Genomic DNA, 21,485 nt, shown 5'->3' on the forward strand with positions numbered 1-21,485 from the left:
CGGCAACCGGGACGTCCTTCCAGGCAAAACCTTCCTTCGATAGATCCTGCTTCAGGACGTTCAAAGCCGCTGCCTCGCCCCCCGACGTCCACCAGTGCAGCATCTGCACTTCCTTCACGTCGGCAGCATGGGCCACACCCAAACCAGCAACCATCACGACAGCAATCGCCGCCGAGCTCATGAACTTGCGCATGAATTTCCTCCCGTTTGAAATTGGCGGCAGGACCCTCCCCGCCACCAGATGCGTCCCGCCATTGCAGCAGTCGGCATGAAGCCGCGCTCCTCCGCGCGGTTAACAATTTAAAACGTTATAAGCTCTTGGTCGTCAAGCCCTTTCTCGACTCCCGAGAAAAATATGGCTATTGCCATAACCTGTTGAATTACATTCAAATAGTCCAAAAGGATAATGAGGTGTTAAAATTTAAATCGTTTTCATTGCCGGATTGCGCACCTGAGTCATCGTGTTATTGTATCGGCAATTCCAGCATGGAAAGCCCAGAGTGACCGAACCGTCCCGGCCGCATCGCGGCGAAAATCTCGATCTCGCCCGCAAGCGCGGCAAGCCGACCTTGCGGACGATCGCCACCATCGCCGGTCTGGCGGTGACGACGGTGTCACGAGCACTTTCCGATGCGCCGCAGATTTCGCTCGAGACCCGCCAACGCGTGCACCGCATCGCCCGCGAGATCGGTTATCTTCCGGATCGGGCGGCGCAGCGTCTCAAGACGGGCCGCACCAATGTCGTCGCCATCCTGCTCGATCCCCACGAGGAGGTGGTCGGTTTCACCACCTCGATCATGTACGGCATCGCCAAGGCGCTGAAAGAAACACCCTACCATCTTGTCGTCGCCCCGAACTTCTTGTCGACGACCAACGCCGAAGCCGCCGAATACATCATCCGCAACCACCTTGCCGACGGGCTGATCTTCACGCGGACCGAGCCGCTCGATGCCCGCGTCCGCCTGCTGCTCGAAGCCGGCTTTCCCTTCATCTGTCACGGCCGCACCGAATTTTCGACACCGCATCCCTATGTCGACTACGACAATTTCACCTTTGCCTATGAAGCGACGCGCCGGCTGATCGCCAAGGGCCGCACCAAGGTGGCGGTGATCCTGCCGCCGAAACGGCTGACCTTCTGCCAACATATCCTGCACGGCTTCATGACGGCGGTGCGCCAGGCGGGCGTCGCCTATGATATCCCCGAGACAGTCGATCTCGACACGCCGGCGGATGTGCTTCGCGACTTCATCCGCAACCGCGCCGCCGCCCCGGGGGCTTCCGATGGCTTCGTCTGTCCCGGCGAAGTTTCGGCGCTTGCGGTCATCAGCGGCATGAACGATGCCGGCCGCACACTCGCCGGCGACTACGACATCGTCGCCAAGGAGACATCCCGCCTTCTCACCCAGTTGCACCCGAAGGTCGACACGATCCACGAGGATTTGACGGCGGCAGGAGATGATCTCGGCCGCATGCTGCTGCAGCGCATCAATAATCCCGACGCCGAGGATTTGCACCTCCTGCTGCCGCCGCAGATCAACTTTCCGATCGAAGGGCGGTCATATTAAAACTGTTTTCATGGCGCGTGATTTGACTTAGAAGCACCACGTAATCCGGTCGCAGCCCACCCGGTCAAAACAAGGGATCCAAAATATGAAAACCATCGTTGTCTGCTCCGGCGGACTCGACTCTGTTTCGCTTGCCCACAGAATGGCGGCGGAAGAACAGCTTATCGGCCTCGTCTCCTTCGACTATGGCCAGCGGCATCGCAAGGAACTCGACTTCGCCGCCAAATGCGCGGCGCGGCTTGCCGTTCCCCATCATATCATCGACATCGCCGCCCTCGGCGGCCATCTCAGCGGATCGGCCCTGACCGACAATGTCGATGTTCCGGACGGCCACTACGCCGAGGAAACCATGAAGGCCACCGTGGTGCCGAACCGCAACGCCATCATGCTGGCGATCGCCTTCGGCTTGGCGGCCGCACAGAAAGCGGATGCCGTTGCCGTCGCCGTGCATGGCGGCGACCACTTCATCTACCCAGACTGCCGTCCGGGCTTCATCGATGCTTTCCAGCGCATGCAGAACGAGGCGCTCGACGGTTATGCCAGCGTCAAGCTGCTCGCACCCTATGTCGAGGCTTCCAAAGCGGCGATCGTGGCCGATGGCGCAAAACATGGCACGCCCTTCGCGGAAACCTGGTCCTGCTACAAGGGCGGCAATTTCCATTGCGGGCGTTGCGGAACCTGCGTCGAACGCCGCGAAGCCTTCCATCTTGCCGGTGTCGCCGATCCCACGGAATATGAGGACAGCGACTTTTGGAAAGCGGCGGTGTCGCAATATGCCACGACGGAGGTGCGTTGATGTACCGCATCACCAAGGAATTTCATCTCTGCGCCTCGCATCAGCTGGACCATCTGCCGGGCGATCATCAATGCGCCCGGCTTCACGGCCACAACTATATCGTGGTCGTCGAGCTCTCTGCCGAAACCCTCAATGACGACGGCTTCGTTCGCGACTATCACGACCTCTCACCGCTCAAGCGCTATATCGACGAGGCTCTCGATCATCGCCATCTGAATGACGTGTTCGGTCATTCGAAAGTCACCTCCGAGTTCCTGGCCAGGCATTTCTACGACTGGTGCAAGCAGCGCTTCCCCGAAACTTCGTCCGTCCGTGTCAGCGAGACGCCCAAGACCTGGGCGGAGTACAGACCATGAGCGCGGAGACCATCCGCATCAGCGAGATCTTCGGCCCGACCATACAGGGCGAAGGCGCATTGATCGGGCTGCCGACGGTGTTCGTCAGGACGGGCGGCTGTGATTATCGCTGCTCCTGGTGCGATAGCCTTCACGCGGTCGACAGCGCGTTCCGAGATCAATGGATGCCGATGTCCGTCGAGGCGATCTGGCAGGAGGTCACCAGACTTTCCGGAAGCAGACCATTGACGGTTTCCCTTTCCGGGGGCAATCCCGCTATCCAGCCCCTGGGGGCGCTGATCGAACTCGGTCATTCCCAGGGATATCGCTTCGCGCTGGAAACGCAGGGAAGTGTGGCGCGGAACTGGTTTCGCGATCTCGATGTTCTGGTGTTGAGCCCCAAGCCGCCGTCGAGCGGGATGCAAACCGATTGGGGTGATATCGACGACTGTCTACGGCTGTCCGCCGGCGGGCCGGAGATCGCGCTGAAAGTCGTCATCTTTGATGATGTCGACTACGCATTCGCGCGAGAGGTGGGCCAGCGCTACCCTTGTATTCCCCTGTACCTTCAGCCGGGCAACCATACACCGCCGCCGCCCGAAGACGACGACGCGCGCATCGATATCGACGGCGTGATGGATCGCATGCATTGGCTTGTCGAGAAGGTGACGGTCGACCGATGGTTTGCGCCGCGCGTCCTGCCGCAGTTGCACGTGCTGCTTTGGGGAAACAAGCGAGGCGTCTGAGCCCGCCTAAAGGGTGTCGCGCTCTTTCGATTCGCTCCACGCTTTAGGGTCCTTGTTCTTACGCAATTCGGCTTCGCAAAATCGCTGCGCACTTTTGCGCGACATGCTCTAGCGTGCCGGAAAAGCGAAGACATCGACAGGCTCTCCGAGCCCGCGCAGCGGGAAGGTGCCGAGACTGTCCATGTCTTTCGCGCAACCCGCCATTTCGACGAAGGCGCGCGACAAGAGCACCGGACGCCTGACCTCCTTGGTCAGGCTTTCCAGCCGCGAGGCGACATTGACCGCCGGGCCGATGACGGTGAAATCCAGCCGTCGGCGCGACCCGATATTGCCGTACATGACGTCACCGACATGCACACCGACGCCGTAACGCAGCGGTTCGCGTCCCGTGCGGCGGTGCTCCTCGTTCAGCTCGGCCATTGACGCCTGCCCCTCGCGGATCGCCTGCAGCAGATCGAGACAGGCCGTTTCCTTGGCCAACGGGAAGATCGCCAGCAGCCCGTCTCCCATGAATTTCAGGATTTCCCCGCCATGCCGTTCGATCGGGTCCGACATGGCGTCGAAATAGTCGTTCAGCAGATGGATCACGTCGTCGCGCGGCCAGAGATCCGAGATCGCCGTGAAGTCGCGCAGATCGCAGATCATGATGGCCGCGCCGACGGTCGCGCCGCTGCCGCGGGTCGTGACACCCGACAGGATATGCTCGCTCGCATGCGGCCCCACATAGGTCTGCAGCAGCGTCCGCGCCATGATGTTCTTCAGCCTGATCTCGCTGACGAGCGTTAGCGCCGGCAGGAGATCGCGCAGGAAATCGGTATGCTCGCTCGTAAAACCGCCAGGCCGAGACGTAGAAAATGTCGCGACGTGGCGTTTGCCGAAAGTGTGCTCGATCGGCCAGGCGATGTACTCCGTAAGGCCGTCGTTACGCATCTCCTGAAAGAACGGATCCTCGTCGGCGTCGGCCTTGCCTTCCAGCTGCCTGCGCACCTCCTCTGCCCCCTGATGGATCGCGTTGACGGGGCTCTTCAGGAACTCCGGCGTGTTTTCGACACCATAGGCGAATGTGTTGATCTTCGCCTCCGCCATGCCCTCCTTCCAGAGGATGCGGGCGCCTATCCATTGTGGATGGTTCGTCCTGAAATGCAGCGTCGCGCGCGCCACAGGCACTCCGGCCGCCAACAGCTTCTCGCACATTGCCACCAGGATGTTGTCGATAAAGCGCTCGCCGCGCGTCTCGTTCACCAGCCAGTCGAGGATCCGCCTCCTGCGGATCGGCCAGGTGCCTTCGTCCGTTTCAACAACAGCCCCGGCATTGTTCAAAAAAGAGGACATCGAAACCCCACTACGCCGCATCACCGACGAATACCGAATTCAGTTTCCGTGAATGTGGTCGATGGCGAAGCAAAAGATAAGGGGAGACTGCAATTAAGTCTCAGAAATCCCAGTCTTCATCTTCGGTAGCCACTGCCTTGCCGATGACATAGGAGGACCTGGAGCCGGAGAAGAAGTCGTGGTTCTCGTCGGCATTCGGCGACAGCGCCGACAGGATCGCCGGATTGACCTTGCAGGCCTCAGTCGGGAACAGCGCCTCGTAGCCGAGGTTCATCAACGCCTTGTTGGCGTTGTAATGCAGGAACTTCTTGACGTCTTCGCTGAGCCCGACGCCGTCATAGAGCGCCTCGGTATATCTCGCCTCGTTGTCGTAGAGTTCGAGCAAGAGGTCGAAAGCGAAATCCTTGATCTCCTGCCGGCGCTCTTCGGACAACAGCTCCAGTCCGCGCTGAAACTTGTAGCCGATATAATAGCCGTGCACCGCCTCGTCCCGAATGATCAGCCGGATCATATCGGCCGTATTGGTGAGCTTTGCCCGGCTCGACCAGTACATCGGCAGATAGAAGCCGGAATAGAACAGGAAGCTCTCGAGGAAGACGCTCGCGACCTTCTTCTTCAAGGGATCGCCAGAGGCATATTGCTCCATGATCAGCGCCGATTTCCGCTGCAGGAATTCATTCTCTTCCGACCAGCGATAGGCATCGTCGACATCTGGCGTCAGGCAGAGCGTCGAGAAGATCGAGGAATAGGAGCGTGCATGCACCGCCTCCATGAAGGAGATATTGGAGAGCACTGCCTCCTCGTGCGGTGTTGCCGCGTCCTCCATCAGCTTGACGGCGCCGACGCCGTTCTGGATCGTGTCGAGCAGCGTCAATCCGGTGAAGACCCGGATCGTGAGCTGCTGCTCGGCCGCAGTCAGGGTTGCCCAGGAGGGGATATCGTTCGACAGCGGCACCTTCTCCGGCAGCCAGAAATTGCCGGTGAGGCGATTCCAGACTTCGAGATCCTTGTCGTCCTCGATGCGGTTCCAGTTGATGGCGCGGACGCGGCTGATCGGCTTTACGGCTATGTTCATGATGATGATGTCTTTCCAATAGATTGTTGGCGTTCGCAGCCGCCTCACCCTACCCTCTCTCCGAGGGGAAAGGGGATGTCGCGCCTGCCGCAGATGTCTTCTCCCCATCGGGGGAGAAAGTAACGGCAGGCGGATGAGGGGCCACTCGCGCAAAGGCTCGCGGCCGAAATCAAATCACAGCGTACAAGACACACACCCCTGCACCTCGGTGCCCGACAGCGCCATCTGGCGAAGGCGGATGTAGTAGATTGTCTTGATGCCCTTCTTCCAGGCGTAAATCTGCGCCTTGTTGATATCGCGCGTCGTCGCCGTGTCGCGGAAGAACAGGGTCAGCGACAGGCCCTGATCGACGTGCTGGGTCGCCGCCGCGTAGGTATCGATGATCTTCTCCGGCCCGATCTCATAGGCGTCCTGGTAAAAGTCGAGATTGTCGCTGGTCATGAACGGCGCCGGATAATAGACGCGGCCGATCTTGCCTTCCTTGCGGATCTCGATCTTCGAGACGATCGGATGGATCGAGGAGGTCGAGTGGTTGATATAGGAGATCGATCCCGTCGGCGGCACCGCCTGCAGGTTCTGGTTATAGAGGCCGGAGGCCATCACCGCCTTCTTCAGCGCAAGCCAGTCTTCCCTCGTCGGAACGGGGATGCCTGATTTGTCGAACAGCGCCTGCACCTTTCCGGTCGCCGGCTTCCATTCCTGCTCCGTATATTTGTTGAAATATTCGCCCGAGGCATATTTCGAATTCTCGAAGCCCTTGAAGCTGGTGCCGCGTTCGACCGCAAGCAGGTTCGAGGCGCGGATCGCGTGGTAGGTCACCGTATAGAAATAGATGTTGGTGAAATCGACGCCTTCCTCGGAGCCGTAAAAGATGCGTTCGCGGGCGAGATAGCCGTGCAGGTTCATCTGGCCGAGGCCAATCGCATGGCTCTCGTCATTGCCTTTCTCGATCGAGGGAACCGAGGCGATATGGCTCATGTCCGACACCGCCGTCAGCGCCCGGATCGAGGTCTCGATCGTCTTACCGAAATCGGCCGAATCCATCGCCGCTGCAATGTTCAGCGAGCCGAGATTGCAGGAAATGTCCTTGCCGAGATCCTTATAGGAGAGGTCGCCATTATATTCGCTCGCCTCACTCACCTGCAGGATCTCCGAGCAGAGATTGCTCATGGAGATGCGGCCGGCGATCGGGTTCGCCCGGTTCACCGTGTCCTCGAACATGATGTAGGGGTAACCGCTCTCGAACTGGATTTCGGCGATCACCTGGAAGAATTCCCGCGCCTTGATCTTCTTCTTCGAGATACGGGCGTCCGCCACCATCTCCCGGTACTTTTCCGTCACCGAGATCTCGGTGAAGGGTACGCCGTAGGCCCGCTCCACGTCATAGGGCGAGAACAGGTACATGTCCTCATTGTTCCTGGCGAGCTCGAAGGTGATATCAGGCACGACGACGCCGAGCGACAGCGTCTTGATGCGGATCTTCTCATCGGCATTTTCGCGCTTGGTGTCGAGGAAACGCATGATGTCGGGATGATGCGCGTTGAGATAGACCGCGCCCGCGCCTTGGCGCGCGCCGAGCTGGTTGGCGTAGGAGAAGCTATCTTCCAAGAGCTTCATCACCGGGATGATGCCGGAGGACTGGTTCTCGATCTGCTTGATCGGCGCGCCGGCCTCGCGGATATTCGTCAGCGACAGCGCCACGCCGCCGCCGCGCTTCGATAGCTGCAGTGCCGAATTGATCGACCGGCCGATCGATTCCATATTGTCCTCGACCCGCAGCAGGAAGCAGGAAACGAGTTCGCCGCGCTGCTTCTTGCCGGCATTCAAGAAAGTCGGCGTCGCCGGCTGGAAACGCCCGGAAATGATCTCGTCGACCATGTCACGGGCAAGCGCCTCATCGCCCCGCGCCAAGGTCAGCGCCACCATGCAGATGCGGTCCTCATAGCGCTCGAGATAGCGCTTTCCGTCGAAGGTCTTCAGCGTATAGCTGGTGTAATATTTGAAAGCGCCGAGGAAGGTCGGGAAGCGGAATTTCCGCGCATAGGCCTGATCGAACAGGCCGCGGACGAAATTGAAGGAATACTGGTCGAGAACCTCCCGCTCGTAATAGCCCTCGGTCACGAGGTAATCGAGCTTTTCCCGGAGATTGTGAAAGAACACGGTGTTCTGGTTCACATGCTGCAGGAAATACTGCTTGGCCGCCATGCGGTCCTTGTCGAGCTGGATCCTGCCCTCATCGTCATAGAGGTTCAGCATCGCGTTCAGTGCGTGATAGTCGAGTGTTTCGGCCGCTTTAAGTGGTTTTGCGCCTGTATCCCGCGTCAGATTTGTTCCCGTGTCCAAAATCGTCCCATCCCGTCTTTGACATTGGCGACATCCTCGGCTGTTCCCAGGAGCTCGAACCGGTAGAGGTACGGCACCTGGCACTTCTTCGAGATGACGTCGCCGGCAAGCCCGTAGGTCTCGCCAAAATTGCTGTTGCCCGCGGCAATCACGCCGCGGATGTTGGAGCGGTTTTCCGCCTCTTTGAGGAAACGGATCACCTGCTTGGGCACGGCGCCCTTGACGATCCCTGGGCCGCCGTCCCCACAATAGGTGGGCGAGATCAGCACATAGGGTTCGCGAATGTGGATGTCTTCAGCGCCGACGGGAATGCGCGTCGCGCGCAATCCCAACTTCTCGACGAAACGATGGGTGTTCCCGGATCGGCTGGAATAATAGACGATCAGCCCCACCGCTTTTCTCCGGTCAGGAGAGCGCGCTGATCATGTCGGGGCGGAAGCCCGCCCAATGCTGCTCGCCGGCAACGACGACCGGAACCTGCATGTAGCCCATGCCAAGCACGCGATCGAGCGCTTCGGCATCCTCGGAAATATCGACGATCTCATAATCGACGCCCAGGCGATCGAGGGCGCGGTAAGTGGCCGTGCATTGGACACAGGCCGGCTTGCTGTAAACGGTAACGCTCATCATCTTCCTCGTGATGTCAGTGAATGCAGGACACAGGACTGGGATCGGGCGCCGTGCGACGTCCGGGGCAACGCTTGATAATGATCTGGCAAAGTTGGCGCTTTAAACGCCCGACATCATCCCTCGCAGGATGTGCACGGGCGGCGGCTTTGATGTTCTCGACATGACTTCAAACCCCCGAAATGCTCATGCGGACGTTCGGGGCAGCGCAACAGACACGGATCATTCCGCTTCATGCACGCGACCTTCCGGACACCCCGCCCGTGGACGTTTCGTTCGAGGCAGGTCTCCTGGCTCACGGGTCGAAGCACCCTGCCCCAGCCTTCCCGGAGCATCATGCTCCAGTGACCTGAAATCGGACAGTTGCTCGCCGCTTACAGTTGCGGGGGCAGCTCCGGCATTGTCGCACCATGATGGCGCAGCGCACCGTATTCCCGTCTTAGCCCGCGATCCTCACGAATCGAAGGAACCTTGAACACTAGATATAGTACGCGAATCGTAATTCACGTCAACGGATGGTTTGTGCATTGCGTTACGGCAGGTTTGAAATCGCTGCATTCCTGTGAAAAACATGGACAACGAAAGCTTAACGAAAACAGGCTTGGAGATGACCGTGGTGGGGCTGGCCTATAGCCAGCTGCCAGGCTGCGGATAGACGACGCAAAACCCGCGACGTCATCCTCGGCCTTGTGCTGCCTTGTGCCGACGATCCACCCAGGTCCATTCTGAAAATAAGAGCTTTCCTGCCAGATAATTGCAGTGGTGAGATGCTCGGCACAAGGCCGAGCATGAGACCTTGTCAGCAAACTGAGCGCCGACCTAACGGATGACCGGCCCCGAATCGCTGGTCTTCAAACCGCCACCGGCAAAACATTCATCCCCGTACACGAAGCAGCCTGAGCGCGTTGATCGTCACCAGCACCGTGGCACCGGTATCGGCGAGGATCGCCGGCCAGAGCCCGGTCATGCCGGCGATCGTCGTCACCAGGAAGACAGCCTTCAGCCCGATCGCAATGGTGATATTCTCAAGGATATTGCGCATCGTCCGCTTGGAAAGCGCGATCATCCGCGCCACGTCGCCGACGCGTCCATGCAGCACGGCGGCATCCGCGGTCTCCAGCGCCACATCGGTGCCGCCGCCCATGGCGATACCGATGTCGGCGGCGGCGAGCGCCGGCGCGTCGTTGATGCCGTCGCCGACCTTGGCGACGACGAAGCCCTGACGCTTCAATTCGCCGACGACCCGCTGCTTGTCTTCGGGCATCATCTCGCCGCGCCAGTCGATATCGAGCATGCCGGCGACGGCTGCCGCCGTCCGCTTGTTGTCGCCGGTCAGCATCATCGCCTTGACACCGGCCAATTTGAGCGCGGAGAGCCCCGCCCCGGCATCCTCGCGCGGCTCGTCGCGCATGGCGATCAGGCCGGCCGCAGTGCCATTGACGAGCAGCACCGATACGCTCTTGCCCTCATCATTGAGCCCTGCAATACGCGCTTCCTGCTCCCCGTTCAGCGCCCCGCACTCGCGGGCGGCGGGCGGCGACAAGAGATCCAATGTCTCGCCGCCGACCTTGCCGGTGACACCGTTGCCCGGCAGCGCTTCCAGTTCGAAGGCCGGCGGCACGGGCACGCCGTCCGCCTTGGCGCGGTGGAGAATCGCCAGTGCCAGCGGATGGCTGGAGCCCTGCTCGAGCACAGCCGCGCGCGACAGGAGCTGCGCCTCGCCCAATCCGAAGGAAACAATGTCCGTCACCCGAGGCTTGCCTTCCGTCAACGTGCCTGTCTTGTCGAAGGCGACCATCGTCACCGTGCCGAGCGTCTCCAGCACCGCGCCGCCCTTCATTAAGAGCCCGCGCCGCGCGCCCGCCGACAGCGAAGCGGCGATCGCCGCCGGCGTCGAAATGACGAGCGCGCAGGGGCAGCCGATCAGCAGGATGGCAAGGCCTTTGTAGATCCATTCACCCCACGCGCCGCCGAGAAACAACGGCGGAACGACCGCGACAAGTGCGGCGACGACGACCACGCCCGGCGTGTAATAGCGAGAGAACCGATCGATGAAGCGCTCCGTCGGCGCCTTCGATTCCTGCGCTTCTTCCACCAGCTTGACGACGCGGGCGATGGTATTGTCGGCAGCGGCCGCCGTGACGCGAACCCTGAGCACCGCATCACCGTTGACCGTACCGGCATAGACGCCGGCATCGACGCCCTTGCGCACCGGCGTGCTCTCGCCCGTCACCGGGGCCTCGTCGATCGCACTCTCGCCTGAGACGATGACGCCGTCCGCCGAAATGCGGTCGCCGGGGCGAACCATGATGACCGCGCCGACGGCAAGGCTTTCCGCCGGCACCTCCCGCATCTGGCCATTGTCTTCGAGCAGCGCGGTTTTCGGCACCAGGGCCGTCAGCGACTGGATGCTTTCGCGCGCCTTGCCCGCCGCCACGCCTTCGAGCAACTCGCCGACGAGGAACAGGAAGACGACGGTCGCCGCTTCCTCGCCCGCATTGATGATGACGGCGCCGACGGCGGCGATCGTCATCAGCATCTCGATCGAAAACGGCGTGCCGGACAAAGCCGCCATGACGGCTCGCCGCGCAATCGGCAGCAGACCGACCAGTATCGCGACGAAGAAGGCGTAGGACGCACTCGCCGGCACCACATGGCCGACGGCATAGGCGGCAACGAGCGCTCCACCCGAAAAAATGGTCAGCCGGCCCTTCCTGCTCCGCCACCAGCGACCGGCCATCGGCGCATGGTCGTCCCCATGCCGGCCGTCAATTTCCTTCTCGTCGTCATGGGCATGGTCGTGATCATGAGCGGTATGATCGTGATGATGGTGCGGGCGGTCTTCACGCGCGAGCTTCGCATTTCCGGTAAACGGCGAGACGGAATAACCAAGCCCCGTCACCTTCCTCTGGACTGCCTTGAGATCGCTGCTGCCGTCATGCCGGACGGTCATGGTGCCCGTCACCACCGAGACGGAGACATCGACAACACCTGCTACGCGCCTGACCGCGGTATCGATCTTGGTCGCGCAGGCAGCGCAATCCATGCCGCCGACCCTGTATCGTGTCTCGCTCGTCTCAACCATGATGCGCTTCCTTGTCAAACAGAAGCACCCCTCCTACATCCTCTAGCGACTAGAGGTGCAAGAGAAAATCATGAAAAAGATTACGATTGGCGAAGCGGCCCGCCGAAGCGGCGTCAAGGTGCCGACGGTGCGCTATTACGAGAGCATCGGCCTGCTCGCGGCCCCGAGCCGCAGCGAAGGCAACCAGCGATCCTTCGAACCTGCCGATATCAGCCGCCTCACTTTCATTCGTCATGCCCGAGAGCTCGGTTTCGAGATCGAGGCAATTCGCACGCTGCTCACATTGCAGGATGATCCAAACCAGTCCTGCGCCTCGGCCGACGCCATCGCCAAGGCTCGCCTCGCCGAAGTCGAGCAGCGCATCCGCAGCCTGATGGCTTTGAAGGCCGAGCTGGAAATGATGGTGGAGAGCTGCGGCCACGGCCGCGTCGACCAATGCCGCGTCATCGAGGTTCTCGCCGACCACGGTCAGTGCACACATTCTCACCATTGACGAACCTGTACTCTTGCAGGTGATCGGCGCCCGCGGCAAAACTGCGCCGGAAGGAATCGGGCGAAGACATCATGAGCCAGAAACGGATTGCGATCATCGGCGGCGGCCCCGCGGGTCTTGCAGCTGCCGAGCTGCTGTCGCTCTCCGGCCATGCGGTAACGATCTATGACGCCATGCCGACCTTCGCTCGCAAGTTCCTGCTGGCCGGCAAATCAGGCCTCAACATCACCCATTCGGAGGACTATGCCCGTTTCGTTACGCGCTTCGGAACGGCTTCAGCCCGTCTGCGTCCCGCTCTCGATGCCTTTACTCCCGGTGATATCAGGGATTGGGCCGCAGGGCTTGGTACCGAGACCTTCGTCGGCTCCTCCGGCCGGGTTTTCCCGAAGGTGATGAAGGCTTCTCCTTTGCTGCGTGCCTGGCTCAAACGGCTGGAAGAGCGGGGGGTTGCGTTGCGCACCCGCCACCGCTGGACCGGCCTTGTCGAAGACGGTTACGTTTTCGAAACGCCGGAAGGGCGTAGCATCGCCCATTGCGACGCCGCCCTGCTGGCGCTTGGCGGCGCAAGTTGGCCGCGCCTTGGCTCGGATGCGGCCTGGCTGCCGTGGCTGACCGAGAGAGGCGTCGAAATCGACGCCTTCCGGCCCGCCAATTGCGGCTTCGTCGTCGGCTGGAGCGCCAGCTTCAGTACGCGTTTCGCCGGCGAGCCCGTCAAGTCGGTCACCGCCACATCCGAAGCCGGCACCTTTCCCGGCGAGTTCGTCATCACCGGCAGCGGCATCGAAGGCAGCCTGGTCTACGCCCATGCGGCCAGCCTCCGCGACCGGCTGCAGCACCACGGCAACGCTGCCCTGACGCTTGACCTCGCCCCGGGCCGGACGACAGAAAGGCTGGCGCGCGACTTGAGGCGGCAGGACACCAAGTCGAGCTTTTCAAACCGCCTGCGCAAGGGCGCTGGGCTTGACGGCGTCAAGGCGGCATTGCTGCGCGAACTCGCGCCCGCCCGCGACTGGACCGATCCCGAACGTCTCGCCGGCGCGATCAAGGCTCTGCCGGTACCGGTTCTCGATACGAGGCCGATCGCCGAGGCGATCTCCTCTGCAGGTGGCATCCGCTGGACCAGCATCGACGAAGGCTTCATGCTGAAGGCGCTGCCGGGCACCTTCGTCGCCGGCGAGATGCTCGACTGGGAGGCGCCGACCGGCGGTTATCTCCTCACCGCCTGCCTTGCGACCGGCAGGGCAGCCGCGCGCGGCATCGAGGCCCGGCTGTCGCGATAGACATCGTTGGTCTTGAACCAGATCTAGATCAATGAAGTGGAGCACGATGTCGTGCGACCATCCTTGAAGCTTTTCAGCACTGCGTCTGATCACCAAGGGCGAAGAGGGAGGCCGCCGAGCGTGCAATTGCAAACCGGCCGCTTTTCCATCAGACTATGCTGAAGTTCCGTGGGAGGAGCAGATGCAGGAACAGTCAGCACATGCGGAGCATGTCTATACCTCTGCGCAACGGAATTCCGCTGCTGCGAGTTCTCCGATCGTCGCGTCGTGGCGGCGGTGTATGACCATGCATCGCCTCGTTCCCGAGGACGAACGCCCGCCGGTGCGTCTTACCGACCAGGAATTTCTTGACGCTCGTAAACAGTCGGAACAGCTGATCGCCGGCGCAACCGAGGAACTTGACCGCCTCTTTACCACGGTCGGCAGGGCCGGCTGCTGCATTCTTCTGACGGACAGGAAGGGCATTGCGCTGGAGCGCCGGGGCTCTGCCGGCGACGACAAGGATTTCTATGATCTTGGCCTATGGACCGGCTCGGTATGGACCGAGGCGAGCATGGGCACCAACGGCATCGGAACCGCCCTTGCCGACGAGCGTTCCGTCGCCATTTTTCGGGATCAACATTTCTTCTGCTCGAATATCCGCCTGAGTTGCACGACGGCCCCGATCCGCGATCATCGCGGCGAACTGGCCGCTGCACTAGACATCTCCACCTGCCGCGACGAGGTCAACGAGATGACGCTGGCGATCCTCACGCAGACCGTGCGCGACGCGGCGATGCGCATCGAGCTCAATCTCTTTCGATCGGCCTTTGCCGGCGCCCGTTTCCTGATGGTCCCGACGAGCGCGAATTCCGCCGCCGCCCTGCTTGCCGTCGACAGGCATGACCTTGTCCTTGGCGCCACCCGCGCCGCCCGGATCGCGCTGCAATTGGACGACAAACGGATCGCGGCCGGCATCCCCGCCGCCGATGCGCTCCATGAAGCCGCCGTCTCACAACAGGAAGAGATTGTGGAAGCGGAAAAAGCGGCCCTGCTGCGAGCGCTATCGCGCACCAGCGGCAATGTCTCACAGGCGGCGATCGCCCTCGGGATCAGCCGCGCCACGCTCCACCGGAAGATGAAGAAGTTGGGCCTGCATTAAACCAGGCGCCAGCGGTTCCATAGGACATCGCAATCAAAACGCGACCCTGTCGCATGTCTGCGACAGTGTGCGCTGCGGTATTGATCCTCCACCCTGTTCCCTTCGGCAAAACGCGCACATTTTGCTCCCACTGGTTCGATTGGAACCTGGATCATCAAGGGAGGATGACATGCTTCATCAGAAAATCGTGGAATCGCCGTTCAAGCTGAAATACGGCAACTATATCGGCGGCGAATGGCGCGAGCCGGTCGAAGGCAGATACTTTGAAAACGTGACGCCGGTCACAGGCGGAAAACTCTGCGACATCCCGCGCTCCGATGAAAAGGACATCAATCTCGCGCTGGATGCGGCCCACGCGGCCAAGGAAAAATGGGGCCGGACTTCGGCTTCCGAGCGCTCCAATATCCTCATGAAGATCGCCCAGCGGATGGAGGACAAGCTGGAACTGCTCGCCCAGGCCGAAACCTGGGACAACGGCAAGCCGATCCGCGAAACCATGGCGGCCGACATTCCGCTGGCCATCGACCACTTCCGCTACTTCGCCTCCTGCATCCGCGCCCAGGAAGGTTCGATCGGCGAGATCGACCACGACACCATCGCCTATCACTTCCACGAGCCGCTCGGCGTTGTCGGCCAGATCATTCCGTGGAACTTCCCGATCCTGATGGCGACCTGGAAGCTGGCGCCGGCACTTGCCGCCGGCAACTGCGTCGTGCTGAAGCCGGCCGAACAGACCCCCGCTTCGATCCTGCTCTGGGCGGAACTCGTCGGCGACCTGCTGCCGCCCGGCGTGCTCAATATCGTCAACGGCTTCGGCATCGAGGCCGGCAAGCCGCTGGCGACCAGCCCCCGCATCGCCAAGATCGCCTTTACCGGCGAAACGACGACCGGCCGGCTGATCATGCAATATGCCAGCCAGAACCTCATTCCTGTGACGCTGGAGCTCGGCGGCAAATCGCCGAACATCTTCTTCGCCGATGTGATGGCCGAGGATGACGACTTCCTCGACAAGGCGCTCGAAGGCTTTGCAATGTTCGCCCTCAACCAGGGTGAAGTCTGCACCTGCCCGAGCCGCGCCCTCGTGCAGGAATCGATCTACGACCGCTTCATGGAAAAAGCCGTCAAACGCGTCGAGGCGATCAAACAGGGCAACCCGCTCGATCCGGAAACGATGATCGGCGCCCAGGCATCGACGGAGCAGCTTGAGAAGATCCTCGCCTATCTCGACATCGGCAAGCAGGAAGGCGCCCAGGTTCTGGCCGGTGGCTCGCGCAATGATCTCGGCGGCGAACTGGCGAACGGCTATTACGTCAAGCCGACGATCTTTAAGGGCCACAACAAGATGCGTGTGTTCCAGGAAGAGATCTTCGGGCCGGTGGTGTCGGTCGCGACCTTCAAGACCGAGAAGGAGGCGCTGGAAATTGCCAACGACACGCTCTACGGTCTTGGCGCCGGCGTCTGGAGCCGCGATGCTAATCGCTGCTACCGGTTCGGCCGCGAGATCCAGGCCGGCCGCGTCTGGACCAACTGCTACCATGCCTACCCCGCCCATGCCGCCTTCGGCGGCTACAAGCAATCCGGCATCGGTCGCGAAACCCACAAGATGATGCTCGAGCATTACCAGCAGACCAAAAACATGCTGGTCAGCTACAGCCCGAAGGCACTGGGTTTCTTCTGAGAAGCTTTCTGAATGATGGGAGGGGAGTGTCAAAGCCCCTCCCTAACCCCTCCCCACAAGGGCCCTTGTGGGCAGGGGAACCGAGACCTTGGAGGAAGAACCATGGAAACGACCGTCAACGGCGAACCGCGTGTTCTCGCCACCGATGCGGCCCTCGATCTGATCGCGGAAATCAAGCGGGATCATCCCGATATCCTCTTCCACCAGTCCGGCGGCTGCTGCGATGGCTCTTCGCCGATGTGTTATCCTGCCAATGAATTCATGGTCGGCGACAGCGACGTCAAGCTCGGCGAGATCGGCGGCGTGCCGGTCTATATCAGCGCAAGCCAGTTCGAGGCATGGAAACATACGCAGCTTATCATCGACGTCGTGGCGGGCCGCGGCGGCATGTTCTCGCTCGACAACGGGCGCGAGAAACGCTTCCTCACCCGTTCCCGTCTCTTCGGCGGCGGCGAGGCCTGTGCCGTCCCGGATGCGACGGTCAGGACGGTTTGATATCTGCCGCTTGATGGACGCAACCGTTTTACATCCGGAAAGGGATCCGAGAACGCTCCCGTCGCGATGCTCACCTGGTTCCGGCCGAGAATTTCGCCTGTAGTATTCCCATAGTACCTGCTGCTGGGCGGTCTTTGTTAATCTTCGTCTGTTGGTTTCCAAGGAGGATGCGATGCCAGCTTCTAAGATCCTGATGATCACGGGTGACTTCACCGAAGATTATGAAACGATGGTGCCGTTTCAAACGCTGCTCGCCTGCGGCTATACGGTCGATGCCGTCTGCCCGGGCAAGAACGCGGGTGAGACCGTCGCCACCGCCATTCATGATTTCGAGGGCGATCAGACCTACTCGGAAAAACGGGGCCATAATTTCGCACTGAACGCCACTTTCGACAGCGTTCGGGCGGAGGATTACGATGCCCTGGTCATCCCAGGCGGCCGCGCGCCGGAATATCTTCGCCTCAATGCCGACGTCATCCAATCGGTCCGGCACTTCTTCGATGCCGGAAAGCCTGTGGCCGCCATATGCCACGGCGCGCAGCTGCTTGCCGCCGCCGGCGTGTTGAAGGGCCGCACCTGCTCGGCCTATCCGGCCTGTCGGCCGGAAGTCGAACTTGCCGGCGGCATTTACGCCGATATTTCCATCACCGATGCGGTCTCGGACGGCAACCTGGTCACGGCGCCGGCCTGGCCGGCGCATCCCTCCTGGCTGCGGCAGTTCATGGCCGTGCTCGATGCCTCGTCATTACCTGAAACCAACGCCGCCTGACGAGGCGGCGCCGGGAGGGCGACATGTGTGAACTCTTCATCAAGGCGGATGCGCGGCTATGGGAAAGCACCACCCGGTCGTTGCGCATCGATGGCATGGTCACCAGCGTCAGGCTGGAGAACTTCTTTTGGTCGAAGCTTGAGGAGATTGCCCGGCGCGACGGAATGAACGTCGTGCAGCTGATTACTCGGCTGCACCATGAATCGATCGATGCCGGCCATGATCTCGGAAACTTCACATCCTTCCTGCGCGTCTGCTGCGCTCGCTACCTGGACCTGCAGCTCACCGGTGACATCCCGGCAGATGTCACCCGCCCGATCTCTGGGTTGGATGCGCCGGTCATCCTCGGCCGCGAACGGGAAAAGTATCACTGAAGGTTAGTAGACGAGACCGGGATGATGTCGGGCGGAGCTTTCAGCTCCGCCCGCATTCTCAAGATACCTGACTGGCGCGGCTGCGCAGGGGTTGCGTTGCGGCGCAGCCTGGACCAACAATGCGCGGCGTCCAGCACCGGCACCGTCAGGAGATCGCTTGCCATGAACGACCAGAAAGCCGTGATCGTCACGGGAGCCGGCGGCAACCTCGGCAGCGCCGTTGTCCGGGAGCTTGCCGGCGCCGGCGTAAAACTCGTCTGCATGAACCGTTCGAGCCAGGAGCTGGAAGCTTTGGCCGGCGAGCTTCCTGCGTCCGCCGAGTTTCTCTCGATCGCCGGAACGGAGCTCACCGATTACGCTTCCTGCGCCGCCGCCGTCGCCCGAGCCGTCAAGCGCTTCGGCGGCGTAGGCGCTCTGGTCAACACCGTGGGCGGGTTTCAGATGGGCCCGGTCGGGCCGGAAGCCCCCGCGCAATGGGATACCATGATGACGGCAAACGCCCGCACCGCGCTGACGATCAGCGCGGCGGTTCTCCCGACGATGAAGGCGGCAGGCTACGGCCGCATCGTACACGTCGCTGCGATGCCCGGCCTGAAGGCCGGTCCTAACCAGGCCGCCTATGCAGCCTCGAAAGCTGCCGTCATCCGGCTGACGGAAGCGCTTGCCGCCGAATGCCGCGACGACCGCATCACCGCCAACTGCATTCTGCCAGGCACGATCGATACCCCCGAGAATCGGGCTGCCATGCCCAATGCAAAAACGCACGCCTGGGTATCGCCGCAGTCGATCGCCCGGCTCATCGCCTTCCTGATCTCGCCCGCCGCAGCCGTCGTCACCGGCGCTGCGATCCCGGCGACCGGCCGCGAATAACAAAGTCCTGCCTGGCTTGCAGCGTCTGCGCCTCGATCACGTGGCATCTGGCGTGAGGTACGGTCCTTTTGTATTCTGGATGGCGACAAGGGCCGGGCTTGGGTCGAGCTTGTTTCAATGACAAAGGCGAAATGGCTTTCCGCATGAAGGTTGGGCTGTCTGGTTTTTGGACGGCCTCGTTCGATTCCTTTTATGTGGCGGGCAGGACAGCGGGCGGGACCATGGTGTTGATGATCGCATTGCGGCGGAATTTGCGGAATTGCGGCGGTCTTGATGACTGACAGGCCCGCACTGCGCACCGTCGGCGAGACCGGTCTGCGCGAGGAATGGTTCCTCGGCGTCAGCATCGCAACCAGCCTGATATTTCTCGCCTTTCCGGAGCAGCTCTTCCGTCGGCTTCCCGATCCGCTTTGGTTCGCCGTGGTTTTCGGATGGCTGTTTGCGGTCGTTCTCGGCTCCGCCCTGTCTGTCGTCCGGCATGCGGATCATCTGGCCGAGCGGCTGAAGGAGCCGTACGGCACGCTCATTCTGACGCTCGCCATAACCTCGATCGAAGTCATGGCGATCTCCGCCGTCATGATTCACGGCGAGAACAATCCCACGCTTGCGCGCGACACCCTGTTTGCGGTCGTCATGATCATCCTTAATGGCATGGTCGGCCTGTCATTGCTGCTGGGCGCCTGGCGGCGGCCGGAACAACAGCATAATCTCCAGGGCGCCAACGCCTATCTCGGCGTCATCGTGCCACTGGCGACGCTCAGCCTCGTCATGCCCACATTTCTTGCCGGCCCGGACGGCCAGCATCCATCGGCGCCGCGGCAATTGATACTGGGCATCGTCTCGGTCGGCCTTTACGCCACATTCCTGTTTCTCCAGGCTGGCCGCCATCAGGATTATTTCACGACCGACGCCAATCGCCACGCACATCCAGGCGAACACGCCCTTCCGCACCGGCCAGTCTGGCCGCATGCCGTTCTGCTCTTCGCCTACATGGGTCCGGTGGTCTTTCTGGTCGAACAGCTTGCGCGGCCGATCGATTACATCATCGAAACCCTGCACGCGCCGACCGCCTTCGGCGGCGTTGTCATGGCCATCCTTGTCGCGACGCCCGAGGCGATCAGCGCCGTGCGCGCATCCATCGCCGATAATCTTCAGCGCGCGGTCAATATCTTTCTGGGTTCAGTCCTGTCGACGATCGGGCTGACCGTACCCGCGATGCTCGTGGTCAGCCGTCTTTACGGACACCCGGTCACCCTTGGGCTGGAACACAGCGATCTGGTGATGCTCCTGCTCACCCTTGCCGTCAGCATCATTACCTTCGCCAGCGGTCGCACTCATCTCATGCAGGGTGCCGTTCATCTGGTGCTTTTCCTGGCTTACGTGCTTCTCATCTTCCAGCAGTGATCTCCGCCCGAGAACAGAGAAGTAAAGAGTTCCACGCTCCGTCGGTCCTCCGCTATGATGACCGCATTTCTTGTATAGAGCTTGCAAGCATCGCAGCTTGCAGGATCGTCAAGATTATATGGAGACCGGAGTTGAGCTCACTGTTGCTTGGCGGGATTGTATTTGTCTTTCTGTCGGCGGCAACATCGATGGGAATGATGGTGCGCGGCCGCTTGCCGGATCATCATCTCAGCCCGGAATCCAAGGATGCCATCAGGCTCGCAACCGCGGTGGTCGGAACGCTGTCGGCCTTGGCCCTCGGTCTGCTGATCGCATCCGCCAAATCGAGCTATGACGATGCCGAAGTCGAGATGAGGACGGCGGCTGCGCGGGTTCTGCTGCTGGACCGCGTCATGGCGCAATACGGCCCGGAGACCGATCATGCCCGCCAGTTACTGCGCCAGCTGATCGAGAGGCGGCTGAGTCGCGGCTGGAGTGCCGAGACCACCGACGAGCCATCGCGCAAAGCGCCCGGGGAATACCAGGACATTGAGGCGGTTCAAGGCGACCTTCGATCGCTGTCGCCGCGCGATGCCATGCATCATTCCCTCCAGGCGCGCGCTCTCGATGTGAGCGGCATGGTGGCCGAAACCCACTGGCTGCTGGTCGAATCCGGCAGCGAGGGCCTGCCCTGGGCCTTCCTTGCCGTTCTCGTCTGTTGGCTCTCGCTGCTTTTCACGACCTTCGGACTCCAGGCACCGCCGAACCCCACAGTGCTGTCAATTCTCTTCGTCTGCGCCTTATCCGTCGCCGGCGCCGTCTTCCTGGTTTCGGACATGGCCAATCCTTACATCGGCTTGGTCCGCGTTTCCGACGCACCGTTGCAGTCCGCCCTCGAACGGCTGGGTAAACCGTAGCCGGCTTACGATCTCCGATGGGGCTGGCAGACCTTCACACTGCTCCTTCGACACTGCGAAGCAGTTCAATTGTGCATCAAGGACTATTGCAATTTTTAGCAATGCCGCGACATAATATCGCATGCCTTGAACCTTCGGCAGGCCGGTGGGGGCCGCCGTCGAGGCACGCAGCGAAAACTGG

The 21,485-nt window shown here is 61.3% G+C and carries 20 protein-coding genes, 1 pseudogene and 1 riboswitch; of the genes and pseudogenes, 14 read left to right on the forward strand and 7 right to left on the reverse strand.

Annotated elements, in window-relative coordinates; genetic code table 11:
- Positions 1–193: pseudogene (locus HJB91_RS29400) on the reverse strand (sugar ABC transporter substrate-binding protein); the annotation flags it as partial.
- A 307-nt stretch (positions 194–500) separates the two neighbouring features.
- On the opposite strand from HJB91_RS29400, the gene HJB91_RS29405 reads away from it, so the two are divergent.
- The 4 genes from HJB91_RS29405 to queE all read left to right on the forward strand — a co-directional run bounded on the left by HJB91_RS29405 (position 501) and on the right by queE (position 3,442).
- Positions 501–1,565 carry a LacI family transcriptional regulator gene (locus tag HJB91_RS29405; protein WP_221156770.1) on the forward strand — a complete coding sequence of 355 codons (1,065 nt, stop codon included), beginning with the start codon at positions 501–503 and terminating at the stop codon, positions 1,563–1,565.
- Positions 1,566–1,650: 85 nt separating this feature from the next.
- Positions 1,651–2,361 (forward strand): 7-cyano-7-deazaguanine synthase QueC, encoded by a 711-nt coding sequence (gene queC, locus HJB91_RS29410; protein WP_210629724.1) that lies wholly within the window; start codon positions 1,651–1,653, stop codon positions 2,359–2,361.
- A complete protein-coding gene (gene queD / locus HJB91_RS29415) occupies positions 2,361–2,717 on the forward strand; it encodes a 6-carboxytetrahydropterin synthase QueD (protein ID WP_221156771.1) in 357 nt (118 codons plus the stop codon). The genes queC and queD overlap by 1 nt, the downstream gene beginning before the upstream one ends.
- Complete coding sequence (gene queE, locus HJB91_RS29420) at positions 2,714–3,442, forward strand: 7-carboxy-7-deazaguanine synthase QueE (RefSeq protein ID WP_210629722.1); 729 nt, start codon at positions 2,714–2,716, stop codon at positions 3,440–3,442. Before queD ends, queE begins: the two co-directional genes overlap by 4 nt.
- 108 nt (positions 3,443–3,550) lie before the next feature.
- On the opposite strand, the gene HJB91_RS29425 is transcribed toward queE, so the two are convergent.
- From HJB91_RS29425 to HJB91_RS29450, 6 genes are all read right to left on the reverse strand, one after another.
- Positions 3,551–4,774, reverse strand: coding sequence for an adenylate/guanylate cyclase domain-containing protein (locus tag HJB91_RS29425; protein WP_221156773.1), 1,224 nt, complete (start codon positions 4,772–4,774; stop codon positions 3,551–3,553).
- Positions 4,775–4,874: 100 nt separating this feature from the next.
- Positions 4,875–5,849: a class 1b ribonucleoside-diphosphate reductase subunit beta gene (gene nrdF, locus HJB91_RS29430; RefSeq protein ID WP_221156775.1), complete on the reverse strand. Its 975-nt coding sequence runs from the start codon at positions 5,847–5,849 to the stop codon at positions 4,875–4,877.
- A 174-nt stretch (positions 5,850–6,023) separates the two neighbouring features.
- Positions 6,024–8,192 carry a class 1b ribonucleoside-diphosphate reductase subunit alpha gene (gene nrdE / locus HJB91_RS29435; RefSeq protein WP_221156777.1) on the reverse strand — a complete coding sequence of 723 codons (2,169 nt, stop codon included), beginning with the start codon at positions 8,190–8,192 and terminating at the stop codon, positions 6,024–6,026.
- Positions 8,171–8,584: a class Ib ribonucleoside-diphosphate reductase assembly flavoprotein NrdI gene (nrdI, locus tag HJB91_RS29440; protein ID WP_210629718.1), complete on the reverse strand. Its 414-nt coding sequence runs from the start codon at positions 8,582–8,584 to the stop codon at positions 8,171–8,173. Before nrdI ends, nrdE begins: the two co-directional genes overlap by 22 nt.
- A 13-nt stretch (positions 8,585–8,597) precedes the next feature.
- A complete protein-coding gene (gene nrdH, locus HJB91_RS29445; protein ID WP_210629717.1) occupies positions 8,598–8,819 on the reverse strand; it encodes a glutaredoxin-like protein NrdH in 222 nt (73 codons plus the stop codon).
- 262 nt (positions 8,820–9,081) lie between these two features.
- Positions 9,082–9,308: riboswitch (cobalamin riboswitch) on the reverse strand.
- Positions 9,309–9,693: 385 nt separating this feature from the next.
- Positions 9,694–11,904 carry a heavy metal translocating P-type ATPase gene (locus HJB91_RS29450; RefSeq protein WP_221156779.1) on the reverse strand — a complete coding sequence of 737 codons (2,211 nt, stop codon included), beginning with the start codon at positions 11,902–11,904 and terminating at the stop codon, positions 9,694–9,696.
- Positions 11,905–11,974: 70 nt separating this feature from the next.
- Between HJB91_RS29450 and HJB91_RS29455 the strand changes: the two genes are divergently transcribed.
- From HJB91_RS29455 to HJB91_RS29500, 10 genes are all read left to right on the forward strand, one after another.
- Complete coding sequence (locus tag HJB91_RS29455) at positions 11,975–12,397, forward strand: helix-turn-helix domain-containing protein (protein ID WP_210629715.1); 423 nt, start codon at positions 11,975–11,977, stop codon at positions 12,395–12,397.
- 71 nt (positions 12,398–12,468) lie between these two features.
- Positions 12,469–13,677: a TIGR03862 family flavoprotein gene (locus HJB91_RS29460; RefSeq protein WP_210629714.1), complete on the forward strand. Its 1,209-nt coding sequence runs from the start codon at positions 12,469–12,471 to the stop codon at positions 13,675–13,677.
- Between the two features lie 181 nt (positions 13,678–13,858).
- Positions 13,859–14,818 (forward strand): helix-turn-helix domain-containing protein, encoded by a 960-nt coding sequence (locus HJB91_RS29465; protein WP_210629713.1) that lies wholly within the window; start codon positions 13,859–13,861, stop codon positions 14,816–14,818.
- A gap of 169 nt (positions 14,819–14,987) precedes the next feature.
- On the forward strand, positions 14,988–16,496 hold the full coding sequence (gene adh, locus HJB91_RS29470; RefSeq protein ID WP_210629712.1) for an aldehyde dehydrogenase: 1,509 nt from the start codon (positions 14,988–14,990) through the stop codon (positions 16,494–16,496).
- A gap of 102 nt (positions 16,497–16,598) precedes the next feature.
- Positions 16,599–16,991 carry a DUF779 domain-containing protein gene (locus HJB91_RS29475; protein WP_221156780.1) on the forward strand — a complete coding sequence of 131 codons (393 nt, stop codon included), beginning with the start codon at positions 16,599–16,601 and terminating at the stop codon, positions 16,989–16,991.
- A 172-nt stretch (positions 16,992–17,163) separates the two neighbouring features.
- Positions 17,164–17,760: a DJ-1/PfpI family protein gene (locus HJB91_RS29480; RefSeq protein WP_210629711.1), complete on the forward strand. Its 597-nt coding sequence runs from the start codon at positions 17,164–17,166 to the stop codon at positions 17,758–17,760.
- Between the two features lie 23 nt (positions 17,761–17,783).
- Positions 17,784–18,134 carry a ribbon-helix-helix domain-containing protein gene (locus HJB91_RS29485; RefSeq protein ID WP_210629710.1) on the forward strand — a complete coding sequence of 117 codons (351 nt, stop codon included), beginning with the start codon at positions 17,784–17,786 and terminating at the stop codon, positions 18,132–18,134.
- A 162-nt stretch (positions 18,135–18,296) separates the two neighbouring features.
- Complete coding sequence (locus tag HJB91_RS29490) at positions 18,297–19,004, forward strand: SDR family NAD(P)-dependent oxidoreductase (RefSeq protein ID WP_210629709.1); 708 nt, start codon at positions 18,297–18,299, stop codon at positions 19,002–19,004.
- 273 nt (positions 19,005–19,277) lie between these two features.
- Complete coding sequence (locus HJB91_RS29495; protein ID WP_210629708.1) at positions 19,278–20,408, forward strand: calcium:proton antiporter; 1,131 nt, start codon at positions 19,278–19,280, stop codon at positions 20,406–20,408.
- A gap of 131 nt (positions 20,409–20,539) precedes the next feature.
- Positions 20,540–21,304 carry a DUF4239 domain-containing protein gene (locus HJB91_RS29500; RefSeq protein ID WP_210629707.1) on the forward strand — a complete coding sequence of 255 codons (765 nt, stop codon included), beginning with the start codon at positions 20,540–20,542 and terminating at the stop codon, positions 21,302–21,304.
- Positions 21,305–21,485: the final 181 nt, after the last annotated feature.

Origin of the sequence: Rhizobium sp. NLR10b, from assembly GCF_019685435.1 — a bacterium.
Lineage (GTDB): Bacteria > Pseudomonadota > Alphaproteobacteria > Rhizobiales > Rhizobiaceae > Rhizobium.